Source organism: Streptomyces sp. NPDC089424, assembly GCF_044749345.1.
GTDB lineage: Bacteria > Actinomycetota > Actinomycetes > Streptomycetales > Streptomycetaceae > Streptomyces.
This window is the reverse complement of sequence record NZ_JBIVHU010000007.1, coordinates 329,161-341,810: the sequence shown is the minus strand read 5'-3', so window position 1 is coordinate 341,810 and position 12,650 is coordinate 329,161. Positions and strand designations below refer to the sequence as shown.

Genomic DNA, 12,650 nt, shown 5'->3' with positions numbered 1-12,650 from the left:
TGGGAACCACGGGGGCAGGTGAGGACATGGGGACGCACGGGACGGCGGCCACCGGCGATGACGCCGCCGTGCTCATGGCGGAGATCCGCCGCGTCCTGGCCCGCGTGGACGCCCACGCGGCGCGCGCCGCCCGGCCGGAGGCGAGCCACGCCGCGAACGCCGACACCGACGCCGAACCGGCGGCCGCCGGCTCCCTCGATCCCGTACGGCAGTCCGCCGCACCCCTCGACGCACTCGTCGCCTGCTTCGGACTGACCTCCTTCGAGCGCGACCTCGTTCTGCTCACCGCCGCCCAGGAACTGGAGCCCACCACCGCCGCCCGCTGTGCCGCCGCCGGCGGTGATCCGGAGCGCGCCCACCCCACGTTCGGCCTCGCGCTCGCGGCCCTCGACGCGCCGCACTGGAGCGCGCTCACGCCGGTGGCCCCCCTGCGACGCTGGCGGATCGCCGAACTCGACGACGAGACCCGGCTCACCACGTCCCGGCTCCGGCTGGACGAACGCATCCTGCACTTCCTGCTGGGCTCGCCCTACCTGGACGCCCGGCTGCACGGCCAGTTGCGGCGCGCCCCCGCCCCGGACCGGCTGCCGCCGTCCTACGACCTGACCGCGCACCGGGTCGCCGAGGGCTGGACGACGGCGGGAGCGGACGTACCGCCCCTGGTCGAGGTGACCGGCGGGGACCCGCGCAGCCGGGCCGACATCGCGGCGGCCGCCGCCGGCCGGTGCGGGCTCGGTCTGTACACGACGAGCGCCGAGGACCTGCCCACCGACCCCGCCGCACGGGACCGGCTGGCCCGGCTGTGGCAGCGCGAGGCGATCCTGCTGCCCGCCGCGCTCCTCGTCGAGGTGGGCGACCTGGACCGCGAGCAGCGGGCGGCCCTGGAGGCGTTCCTGGCCGGGGCGGCCGTGCCCGTGGTGGTCTCCAGCGAGGACCCGCTGCGCTCCGACCGCCCGCACGGCGCGCGTGTGACGGTCCCGCGGCTCGACGACGACGAGCAACTCGCCCTGTGGTCCGAGGCGTTCGCGGAGACCGACCTGGAGGAACGCGAACTGCGCTCCCTGGTCGCCCAGTTCCAGCTTCCGCCGCACGTCGTCCGGTCCGCCGCCGCCACGGTGGTGCGCGACCTCCCCCGCGAGGACGACCTGGACGCCGCGGGACTCGCCTGGCGGGCCGGGATGCGGGAGGCCCGGATCGGGATGGACGAGCTGGGCCGGCGCGTCGAACCGCAGGCCGGCTGGGACGACCTGGTGCTGCACGAGCGGCAGGTGGCCGTGCTGCGCGAGATCGTCGCGCACGTACGGCAGCGGCCCACCGTCCACCAGGAGTGGGGCTTCGCGGGCACCCTGCGCCGGGGACTCGGCGTGACCGCCCTGTTCGCCGGAGGCTCGGGCACCGGCAAGACGCTTGCCGCCGAGGTCATGGCCGGGGAACTGGGCCTCGACCTGTTCGTCATCGACCTGTCCCAGGTGGTCAGCAAGTACATCGGCGAGACCGAGAAGAACCTGCGCCGGGTCTTCGACGCGGCCGAACGCGGTGGCGCGCTGCTCCTCTTCGACGAGGCGGACGCGCTGTTCGGCAAGCGCAGCGAGGTCAAGGACAGCCACGACCGGTACGCCAACCTCGAAGTCAGCTATCTGCTGATGCGGATGGAGGCCTACCGCGGCCTGGCGGTCCTCACCACCAACATGAAGAAGGCACTGGACACCGCCTTCCTGCGGCGCATCCGCTTCGTCGTCGACTTCCCCTTCCCCGCCGAGCACGAGCGCGCGGAGATCTGGCGCCGCGTGCTGCCGCCGCAGGCACCGGTGAAGGACATCGACTGCGAGCTGCTCGCCCAGCTCACGGTCGCGGGCGGCTCGATCCGCAACATCGCCCTGTCCGGGGCGTTCCTGGCCGCCGAGGAGGACGACCGCCTCCAGATGCGGCACATGCTCGCGGCGGCCCGCACCGAGTACCTGAAGCTGGAGCGGTCCCTGACGCCGACGGAGGTCCGGGGATGGGTGTGACCGGAGGACCTTCGCCGAAGGGGCGTGCGGGAAGCGAGCCCTCGACGATCCGCGTGGAGATCGGCGAACTCGCCCTGGAGGGCTTCCGCGTGGACGCGGAGCGGGTCCGCGCGGAGTTCGCGCACGAGCTGACCCGGCTGGTGAGGGAACGCGGCGTGCCGCTGGCCACGGACGGCCCGGTCACCCTGGACGCCGTGTCCGGGCTGCCGCCCCTGCCCGCCGGCCTCACCGCCCGCCGCCTCGGACAGGAACTGGCGCGCGCGGTCCACCACGGGCTGAGCGGCCGCGGGGAGGTGACGCGGTGAGCGACTCCCGCACGCCAGGGACCTCATCCGAGCAGTCGGCCGAGCAGCGGCGCCGCAAGCGCAGGGAACGGGCCGCCACGTCCCGTGCGCCCGAGCCCAAGAACATCGTCAGCGGCGCCGGTCAGCCCCTCGACCCCGGCGTACGCCGCGAACTGGAGGAGCGGCTCGGTCACGACCTGGGCCGGGTCCGGCTGCACACCGGCCGCGACGCCGGGCAGCTGACCGAAATGCTCGGCGCGGACGCGGTCGCGGTCGGCCAGGACGTCTTCTTCCGCGAGGGGGCCTTCAAACCCGGCACGGACGAGGGCCGCCGACTGCTCGCCCACGAGTTGCTGCACACCGTGCAGAACCCGCACGGCCTCGGCGCCCTGCGCGCCGGACGCGAACCCGGCGCCGTCAGCCTGCCCCAGCAGGCCGTCGAACGGGAGGCGGAGTCGGCGGCACAGGACGTCGTACGCGGCCTGGAGGCCCCCGAGGTCGAGGAGGGCCGGGCCACCCCGGGCTGGCTGCGCTACGCCACCGTCGACGCCGACCGCAGCCGCGCCGAGGCCGTCGACCCGGCGACCCTCCTCGACCGGCTCACGAACTCGGTGATCCGGTCGCTGCGCAGCGACCCGGAGGACCTGTCCCAGCGCACCCGCAAGCAACTCGCGCGACTGCCGGGGGAGTTGCTCGACGGAGTCCTGATACGCCTGGAGAGCAGGCTGCTCGGTTCCGAGCAGGACCGGGTGCTCGACCTCGTCGACGAGATCGAGGCGTACGACGACTTCGCCGACGACGGCCTGGAACGGGACGCCCACGAGGCGCCCGCCCTCACGCCGGACCTCGCCGAGGAGGTGCGGGCCGAACGGGACCGCGAGGACCGGGCCGCGCGCGACCGGCGGACGCCGGAGCGGGAGCCGGAGACGGCGCCCGGCCAGGAGGATTCCCCAAGGGGTTCCCGGGAGCAGGAGCAGGATCAGCAGGGGCAGGGGCAGGGGCAGGGGCAGGGGCAGCAGGACGGGGAGGGACGGACCGGGTCCGGTCAGGAGGAGCAGCGGACCGGCGGGGAGCAGGAGGCCGGCGGCGGGGCGAAGGGCGCTTACGGCAAGGAGCAGGACCCCGGAGGCAAGGAGCAGGACTCCGGAGGTCAGGAGGCGACCGAGCGGCAGGAGACGCCGGCCGCGAGCGCGGAGGAGTCGGCCGCACGCAACCGCCCCGGTGCCGCCGAGGCCGCCGTCGCGGGCGGACAGGTCAGGCCGCAGGACAAGCGCGGTCAACGGCAGCCGACCGGTTCCCCGAAGGCGTCCGGCAAGGACACCCGGCTGCCCGGCGCGCTCAGCACCCTCGACGGCCGGCGCAACCAGGACGTCGAAGGCCTGGAGGAGGAGACCGGCGAAGAGCCGCTCGACGCCGGGAGCGAGTCCGAGGTCGACGCCGGGGCGGGGGAACCGAGCGCCTGGGACGTGAAGCTCCAGCCCGAGGACTTCCTGCCGAAGGACGACCTGGACGTCTCCGGCGTGCCGACCGCCGACGAGCTGGACCCGTCGTCGTCCGCGTCCCCCTCCCTGCCCTTCTTCCCCGCACCGCCGCCCACCAGGGCCGACCAGGTGCGGGCCGAGCGGGAGGCGGAGGACGCCGAGGACGCGGCGGCGGAGGCGGAGCCGGAGGAGGAGACCGTTACGGCGGGGGACGCCGGATCCCCGGCCCCGGAGACCGAGGGCGGCCCGCAGGGCACGGGAGCGCCGGACGCCCTCGCCGTCGAGCGGACCGCCCTGCCCCCGACCGTTCCCACCACCGGCGCCAGGGACCCCAAGAACGGCGACGATCCCAAGGCGGGACCGGTCGCGGCCCAGACCACCGTGCAGGAGGCGCCGAACAGGGCGGAGTCGAAGTCCGAGGGCGGCGGCGAGGCCAGGGAGTCCGCCGCCAAGGAGGAGAAGGGCACCGCAGCGGCGGGCGACAACGCGCCGGCGGCTCCGGAGAAGGAGTCCCCGCAGGCGGCGGGAGGCCGGTCGGCGCAGTCCGAGGCCGAGGCGGGATCCGCCGCGGGTACGGCTACGCCTGCGCCGGCGGCTCAGGAGGCCCGTACGGAACCGCCGGCACGTCCCGAACCGGGACCGGCTTCGCGTACCGAACCGGGACCTGAGGCGCGTACCGCACCAGGCCCGTCACCACGTACCGAACCCGAGACCCGCACGGCGTCGCACACCCCCGCCGAACCCGCCGCCTCTCCCGCCGGCCGTGGCGAGTCCCCCGCACCCGCACCTTTGACCGCACCCGGCGCCGCGTCCGCCGCCCCGAAGGGGGCCCCGGAGAGCGGGCCCGCCGCCGGGGGGCCCGCACCGGCACGGACGGGCGGAGGCGGGGGAGGGGCCGGAGGCGGCGGCCGGGCCGCGGCCGGGCGCGGCAAGGGGAGGAAGGACTCCGCGCCGGCACCGGACCTCTCCGGAGTCTCCCCCGAAGCCGGTCTGGCCTCCGCGGCCGGGCTCAAGCCGCACAAGGCACTTCAGGCCATGGGCGGGGTGGGCGGCGCGGTCGACCGCTCGGTCGGGGACGAGCGCCGGACGCTGGCGGCGGCGCCCCCCTCGATGGAACGACCGGCCGGCGCCCCCCGGACCCTCCAGGGCAAGCCGAGGACGGACGCCCCGGCGCAGTACTCGCAGGACCCGGCCCAGCAGGCCCAGGAACCGGAACGCGAGGACGCCGAGGTCACCGGGGCGAAGGCACCCGAGGGCCGGATCGAGGCGGAGGAGGCCGAGGAGCCGGGCGGCTGGGACACCTTCAAGATGGCGCTGGGCTTCGGCATCGGCAAGGTGGCGAGCTGGCTCGGATTCGAGGTGGACGCGCAGGAACTGGCGGCCAAGTTCGCCGGGCTGCCGACGAAGGACGAGGCCCTCAAGCAGGCGCAGGCGGGCAACGCCCCCGGCGTGCAGATGCAGGGCGCGGCCGACGGGAAGGCCGGGGAGCAGAGCGGGCACGTCGACGCCAAGGGCCGGCAGACCGTGGCCACGGCGCGGGACGACGCGGGCCGTGCGATGGGCGAGGACCAGGTCTATCCGGACGCGCCCGCGGAGCGGCTCACGGCCCGGGTGCCGGGTGCCGGGGGCGGCGGCGGTGAGGGCGTCGGCGCGACGGGCGCCGGCGGTGCCGTGCCGGCCGAGGCGGCGTCCGAGGTGGCGGAGCACGATCGCGGGCCGCAGCTCCAGGCGGCGTTCGCGGACGGGCAGAAGGGCGTCTCGGAGGGCCGGCAGGCCAAGGACCGCGACTTCCGGGGCGCTCAGGCCAGGCACAGGCAGCAGGTGGACGCCGAGATCGCGGCGAACACGCGGACGCAGGCGGACGAGCGCGAGAAGGCGAGGGGCGAGGTCGGCGCCCGGCGCGAGGACTGGCGTGCGCAGCAGGACGAGGAGCTGCGGGGCCTCGGCGACAAGAAGAGCGAACGGCGCGAGCAGGTCCGCAAGGACGTCGAGGACCGGGAGAAGAAGACCGACGACGACGTCGAGAAGGAGAAGGAGGGCAGCGACAAGAAGATCAAGGACGAGGGCGAGCAGGCGGAACGGGAGGCGGAGCGGAAGAAGGACGACTCCGTCCAGGAGTCCGGCAACTGGATCACGAAGGCCTTCGACTGGATCAAGCAGAAGGTCATCGAGATCAAGAACGCGATCGTCCGGGTGATCCGGGCGGCGCGGGACGCCGTCGTCGGCTTCATCCGCACGTTCAAGGAGACGGTGGAGCGCTGGATCGACGAGGCCCGCAAGGGGATCGTCGAGGCGATCAAGAAGTTCATCACGGACCTGATCGAGTTCGCGAAGGCGATGGTCCGCGCCGTCGTCGAACTGGCCCGCCGTGTCCGCAAGTTCATCACCGATCTGATCGCGGCGGCGATCGCGCTGGTCAACCGCCTGGCGCAGGCGCTGAAGCAGGCGATCTCGGACCTTCTCGACGCCGTCGGCAAGCTGCTCAGCGGCATCCTGGACCTGCTGAAGAGGATGCTGTTGGCCGCGGTCCAGGCCGTCGTGGCCGCGGTGAAGGCGATCATGGACTTCGCGGCGGGGCTGCTGAGCGCGCTGGGCGACTTCATGCTGATCGCGGTCGACTTCCTCTCGGACCCGGGCGGCTGGCTGGGCGGCGCGAAGAACTCCGCGGTGGACGGCGCGAAGAACCACCTCTTCCGGGAGGTGAAGTCGGCGGTCAGGGAGTGGTTCCAGTCCAAGATCGAGGAGATCCTGGGCATCCCGCGGGCAGTCCTCGACAAGCTGATCAAGGGCGGCATCACCCTCGAACGGATCGTCAAGGAGACCTGGGACGCGATCGTCCCGCAACTCCCCGTGATCATCGGTGAGATCGTCGTCACCAAGGTCATCGCCAAGCTGATCCCCGGCGCCGGCTGGGTGATGGCGGTCATCGACGCCCTGCGCACGGCCATCGGTGCCCTCGGCGAGATCCTGCGCGCGTTCGGCGCGGTCCTCGACTGGCTCAAGGCCGTCCGCTCCGGCGGCGCGGGCATCCTCTTCGCGAAGGCGGTCGCGGCCGGCATCGTGGCCCTCCTCGAACTGGCCTACGAGGCCCTCCTGTCCGGCATAGGCAAGTACGTCGCCAAGGTGGGCCGCCGCCTCAAGAGCGTGGCGGAACGACTCGGCAGGGGCAGGCCGGGCGGCGGCAGGCCTGGCGCGGCCGGCTCGGACGGGGAGGTCCCGCCGAAGCAGGTACCCGTCAGGAACAGGCCCGGCACGGAAACCCCGTCCCGGACCGCGCCCGCGACCTCGACGAAGCCGAAGTCGGGCGAGGCCACGCAGGGCAGGCCCAAGCCGCCCGCCGACACCAAGGCGCCGAAGGGCAGGGACGGCGCGTCGGGGCAGGAGGAGCGGAAGCCGGACAGCGCACCCACTCCGGCCGCGAAGCCCGCACCGAAGCCGGAACCCCGTCCCCGGCCGAAGCCCGAGCCCGCGGCGCGGCCCGAAGGAGCCGACGGCAGCGCCCCGGACAGGCCGAAGGACACGGGTCAGCGGCCGAAGGGCGACGGGAAGGAACCCGCCAGGCCCAGGAACGACGACAGGGACGCTGCGGACGCCACCTCCCGGGACACGACCAGGCCGAAGGACCCGAACGCGCCCAAGGACCCGGTCAAACCCAGGAACTCGACCGAACCGAAGGGCGCCGCCGAGCCGGACCGGGACTCGCCCGGGCGGGACAGGAGCGGCGACACCCCCGCACGGCGAGGATCCGGCCGGGACCGTGAGAGGCGTGCACCGAGGAGGGACGACGACGGACGCAGGCCGAAGTCACGTGACGACGGCAGGAAGCCCGGCTCGACACGCGACAAGCGCGACAGGAGGGACGGCAGGCGACCGAAGTCCCGGCAGGACAAGGAGAACAGGAGAACCGAGGAGGAGAAGCGGAGCGGCCCGAAGCAGCAGCGTCTGACCAAGGCCGTTGCCAGGATCAGGGCCATCCTCACCCGGCTGCTCCGTCCCGGCCTGCCACGCCCCGCGCACCAGGCCACGCTCGTGGCGCTGCGCAGGTGGTACCGGCTGCAGTCGCTGGAGCGTCAGCAGCCCAGCCGTACCGCGTTCGAGGTCAGGGCGAAGCTGAACCCCGAGGAGAGGGTGATCGAGGGCTTCCCGCAGGAGCTCAACGACTACCTCAACAAATGGGACCTCCCGCGCCCCGAGGTCGTCCCGACACCGGAGAACGGCGTGGCGCCCGGACCGGACACCAACGCGCGGTACATCAACCCCGAGTACGCGCGGGCGTTCGGAAGGCCGCCGAGCCAGCAGTTCACCTACGGGTTCCCCTATCTGGAGAACCTCTACAAGCACACCAGCAACCCTCCGCAGTGGGACCGGATGCACCTCATACCGCGTGAGGTGGGCGGACCGGCCAAGACGTCCAACTTCGTACCGGCCAGGAACGACGACAACGCGGGCTTCTACCACACGATCGAGAAGTTCGCGGCCCAGGCGTTCGGCGAGAAGAACGAGGACGAGCCGCCGATCCCGGGGTGGTATCGCACTCTTCTGACGCGCTACGACGGCCCCGTCTCCGTGAATCCGCAGTATCCGTACGGGCAGTACCCGAAGGGCTTCCCGCAGAAGATCGAGGTCGAGTGGGGCCTGTACCGCAAGCGGGGCGCCGGCAGCGGCAGGAACCGGTCCGACTGGATGAAGCTGCCTGCCACGCGGACGGCCACGAAGACTTTCAATCCGCCGCCGTCATCGGCCGCCAAGGACCTCAACCCGGTGAACATCAACAGGGATTCCCGAGAGGATGTGAAGCGCGCGCTCGGCAGGCCGACGAATCTTTTCATTCAAGCCGTCATGAAGGTGCGGGAAAGGGCCGCGCCCGGCACCAAGGCTTTCCACGACATCAACGACATGCGCGACAAGCTGTCGAAGTTCCGATCGGACAGCGGGAAGGGCCTTTACTCGTTGGAGAAGAACATGAAGGACATAGAGGATCGCTTCAACCAAGGGTTCTTCACCTTCTGACCAAGAGGCACCGCCCAGGAAAGGCCTACGTCCATGACGCATCTGACCGCCGACGAAGAGCGGCACGCCGCATCGCTCACGGCGATCCGTGACAGCCCACGACTGAACGCCCGGTGCGGCGACCTCGCTCAGCTCGCGGAGCCCGTCGAGGAATTGCTTCCGCTGTACGAGCACAACGAGGACTGGGACGAGGTCCGGCTCGACGACGACCTCATGACCTGCGCGTTGCGCTTCACCGATCTCGGTGCGCAGTGGGAGACGACGGACGGTCTTCCGGAGCTCTACGGTGAATTCCGCATCCTGCATTTCTATGATGTGTTCGAGCAGCCCGAAGGGCCGTCGCCGCTGCCGGACGCCACCGACTTCCAGCGGGGCTTCCTGTCGGAACTGCGCAGCTTCGACCGCACACCCCGTTCCGGGGCGGGAATGATGTCCTACATCCGGATGCAGCCGCGGACCACCCCGCTGGAGATCTGGTACCAGGACATCGCCGACATCGGCGTCGATCCGTATCCGCCGGGTCTTCTGAAGATGGACGTCACCTACTGCCAGTACCTCGATGCCCTGTTGCTCACGAAGGGCACCTACGGATGGCAGTACCTCTTCACCGACATCTCCTTGGGCGGCAGTGGTTTCCGGAACACCGTCCGGTATCTGGAGCGGATGCTGGAGATCTTTCCCGAGCTCTTTCCGGAACACGATTACAGCGACCTGCGTGACCGTCTGGAGGCCCGCCGGTGACCCGCTACGCAGACATCCCCAAACCCATCCGCTCGGGCCTGGTGGTGGTGAACCCCGACACCGGTGCGCCCCAGCGCGTCATCGTGCTGCAGTTCAATCCGGACACCCTGGAGCGGAGCGTCGCTCCGCAGTCCGCCGGGGACGGTGGGGACGCCGGGGGCGGGGGGACCGGGAACGGGGACCGGAACGAGGCGCTCCGGCTGAAGGGCCCCGCCCAGGAGACCTGGAAGTTCACCGCCGAGATCGACGCCACCGACCAGTTGGAGATCGCCGCGCCCGACGGCATCCATCCGCAGCTGGCGGCGCTGGAGATGCTCGTGCAGCCGACCACCGGGCAACTGCGCGCGGCGAGCCGGCTGGCGGAGCAGGGCACCATCGAGATCAGCCCGATCGAGATGCCGCTGACCCTGTTCACCTGGGGCAGCAAGCGGGTCATGCCCGTGCGCCTGACGGAGCTGTCCATCAACGAGTCCGCCTTCGACGTGAACCTCAACCCCATCCGGGCCTCGCTCGCCGTCGGCATGAAGATCCTCACCGTCAGCGACCTGCCCGCCGGGCACCGCGGCGCGGACCTGTACATGGCGCACCTCGCGCAGAAGGAGCGGCTGGCCGCCGCCGCCCGCAGCGGCGGCCCCGGCGCCCTCGGCCTCAGCGGCACCGGCGTACTGAGCGGAAGGAGCTGAACCCACCATGACCGGCATCGAGCCCTACGAGAACGCCTTCGACTCCATACCGGGCGCCCACCCCTACCCCCGGACCAGCCGCTACCACGACGCGGAGATCGGGGTCCACCGGGGGCCCGACGGCACGGAAGTGCGCTACACCAAGCGGCGGTTGCTGCCCCCGCTGGACGGCGACCGGCCGACCCGGGAGCACACCGTCGCCGCCGGCGACCGCCCCGACCTGCTCGCGCAGCGCTACTTCGGCGACCCCGGCCAGTGGTGGCAGATCGCCGACGCCAATCCCGTGCTCGACCCGAGGGAGCTGACCGCCGAGGCCGGCCGGGTCGTCGACATCCCGCTCGACGACGGGACCCCGCGGGGGGAGCGACGTGTTTGACCTGCCCGTGGGGCAGGGCCCCGTCCACGTCACGCTCCAGATGGGGCCGCAACTCGTCCGGCCCGTCCCGGCCGAGGTCACCCAGGCCCTGCTGTCCGCGCAGATCACCGCGACGGCGGGGGAGCGCAGCGGCTTCCAGCTGGCCTTCGACATGACCAAGAACGGCGTCATCAGCCGGCGTCTGCTCCCCGAGGGCTTCTTCGACCCCAAGACCCGGCTGGTCGTCACCGTCACCGTCAGGGGCACCACCGAGGTCCTCTTCGACGGACTGGTCGTACGGCAGGAGGTCGGCGCCAGCAACCAGCCCGGCCACTCCACCCTCACCGTCACCGGCGAGGACCTCACGCTTCTGATGGACCTGGAGGAGCGCACCGCCCGGTACCCCAACCTGCCGCCCTCCGAGCGGGTGCTGGCCATCCTGCGCCGGTACTCCGACTACGGCATCCGGCCCGACGTCTACACGGAGAAGGTGGCCCAGCCCCCGCACCAGGACCTGCGGGTGCACTACCAGACCGGCACCGACCTGCAGTACGTCACCGAGCTGGCCCGCGCCAACGGGTACACCTTCTACCTCGAACCCGGCCCCACCCCCGGCCGCTCCTCGGCACGCTGGGGACCCGAGGTGCGCCTCGGCATCCGCCAGCACGCCCTCAGCGTGAACCTGGACGCCGACTCCACCGTCGACCAGCTGACGTTCGCCTACGACGGCACGGCCCGCGAGGAGCCCCAGGCCCGCTGGCAGGACCCGGGGACCCGGCTGTCCACCCTGCTCCCGCAGCCGCCGATCAGCCCGCTCCGCCCGCCCCTGGGCAGGCGGCCCACGCCGGCCCTGAAGCGGCGGACCCTGGCCGGCACCGCCAAGCAGCAACGCGGGCAGGCCGAGGCGGAGTTGCTCGCGCGGGCCGCGATCTCGGCCGACGTCGTCTCCGGCTCCGGCTCGCTCGACGTCAACCGGCACGGCTACATCCTCCAGCCCCGTCAGCTCGTCGGCGTACGCGGCGCGGGGCGGGCGTACGACGGCGACTACTTCGTCAAGTCCGTGACGCACAACCTGCGGCCGGGCTCCTTCCAGCAGAACTTCACGCTCTCCCGCGAGGGCCTCGAAGCGCGCAGCGACCACGTCAGGCCCTAACACCCCTCAGGAGCACCTCAGCATGGCGGCACCCAGCAATCGCTACCTCGGCAAGTACCGCGGCCGGGTCGTGGACAACAACGACCCGCTGCGCATCGGCCGCATCACCGTCGAGGTCCCGGACGTCCTCGGCGACGAGCCGTCGACGTGGGCGCTGCCCTGCCTGCCGTTCACCGGGCCCGAGTCGGGGCAGTTCGTCGTACCGCCGCCCGGCACGGGTGTGTGGGTGGAGTTCGAGCAGGGGGACCCGAGCTTCCCGGTGTGGACCGGGTGCTGGTGGGGCGCGGCCGAGGAACTGCCGCCCGACGCCCGCCGCGAGCTGCGGGCCGACGTGCCGAACAAGCCGGTCGTCGTCCAGACGCCGCTGGCGCACAAGCTCGTCATGAGTGACACGCCCGGTGCCGAGGAGGGGATCCTCCTGCAGGCCAAGGGCGGCGCGTACATCCGCATCACCGAGGAGGCCGTGGTCATCGCGACCGGCGCGGGTGCGCAGGTGGTGCTGCGGGGACGTGAAGTGACCATCAACGAGGGCCAGTTGACCGTGCTCTCGAAGCGTTAGCAGAAGACGGGGGAGATGCGAAGTGACCGGGACATCCGGGGGGCTGCTCGGCGCGGCCGCCGTGATCAGCTGTCCGCACGGCGGCCGAGCCACCGCCGCGACCACATCCGGGACAACCGTGTTCATCGACGGGGTGCCGGCGGCGACCGCCGCGCACAGCTACGTCGTCACCGGCTGCCCGCACACCGTCGACCAGGTGCCCATGCCCTGTGTCGCGGTCCGCTGGACCGGCTCCGACACCGGCGTCACCGTCGACGGCACGCCGGTACTGCTCGACACCTCCACGGCCGAGTGCTTCACGGCGGCGTTCGTCCCCCAGGGACCACCCGTCGTCCAGGCCGTGCAGCGAAAGGTCACGCTCCGATGAGCCCCACC

Annotated in this window: 9 protein-coding genes; all 9 read left to right on the top strand. The window is 72.3% G+C overall.

The genetic code is table 11. From position 1 onward, the window contains the following. The first annotated feature begins 26 nt into the window (after positions 1-26). The 9 genes from ACIP2X_RS28575 to ACIP2X_RS28535 are packed head-to-tail and all read left to right on the top strand — an operon-like array spanning position 27 to position 12,642. Positions 27-2,009 carry an ATP-binding protein gene (locus tag ACIP2X_RS28575; protein ID WP_401677956.1) on the top strand — a complete coding sequence of 661 codons (1,983 nt, stop codon included), beginning with the start codon at positions 27-29 and terminating at the stop codon, positions 2,007-2,009. Continuing rightward, positions 2,000-2,314, top strand: coding sequence for a hypothetical protein (locus ACIP2X_RS28570; protein WP_401677953.1), 315 nt, complete (start codon positions 2,000-2,002; stop codon positions 2,312-2,314). The genes ACIP2X_RS28575 and ACIP2X_RS28570 overlap by 10 nt, the downstream gene beginning before the upstream one ends. Beyond that, positions 2,311-8,784: a DUF4157 domain-containing protein gene (locus tag ACIP2X_RS28565; protein ID WP_401677951.1), complete on the top strand. Its 6,474-nt coding sequence runs from the start codon at positions 2,311-2,313 to the stop codon at positions 8,782-8,784. Before ACIP2X_RS28570 ends, ACIP2X_RS28565 begins: the two co-directional genes overlap by 4 nt. Positions 8,785-8,817: 33 nt before the next feature. Next, entirely contained in the window at positions 8,818-9,525 is a 708-nt protein-coding gene (locus ACIP2X_RS28560) for a hypothetical protein (RefSeq protein WP_401677948.1), read from the top strand. Next, on the top strand, positions 9,522-10,208 hold the full coding sequence (locus ACIP2X_RS28555) for a hypothetical protein (protein WP_401677945.1): 687 nt from the start codon (positions 9,522-9,524) through the stop codon (positions 10,206-10,208). Before ACIP2X_RS28560 ends, ACIP2X_RS28555 begins: the two co-directional genes overlap by 4 nt. 7 nt (positions 10,209-10,215) lie before the next feature. Next, positions 10,216-10,584, top strand: coding sequence for a hypothetical protein (locus tag ACIP2X_RS28550; protein ID WP_401677942.1), 369 nt, complete (start codon positions 10,216-10,218; stop codon positions 10,582-10,584). Then, positions 10,577-11,716: a hypothetical protein gene (locus tag ACIP2X_RS28545; protein WP_401677939.1), complete on the top strand. Its 1,140-nt coding sequence runs from the start codon at positions 10,577-10,579 to the stop codon at positions 11,714-11,716. The genes ACIP2X_RS28550 and ACIP2X_RS28545 overlap by 8 nt, the downstream gene beginning before the upstream one ends. A gap of 22 nt (positions 11,717-11,738) precedes the next feature. Beyond that, positions 11,739-12,275: a phage baseplate assembly protein V gene (locus ACIP2X_RS28540; RefSeq protein ID WP_401677937.1), complete on the top strand. Its 537-nt coding sequence runs from the start codon at positions 11,739-11,741 to the stop codon at positions 12,273-12,275. Between the two features lie 22 nt (positions 12,276-12,297). Next, on the top strand, positions 12,298-12,642 hold the full coding sequence (locus ACIP2X_RS28535) for a hypothetical protein (protein ID WP_401677934.1): 345 nt from the start codon (positions 12,298-12,300) through the stop codon (positions 12,640-12,642). Positions 12,643-12,650: the final 8 nt, after the last annotated feature.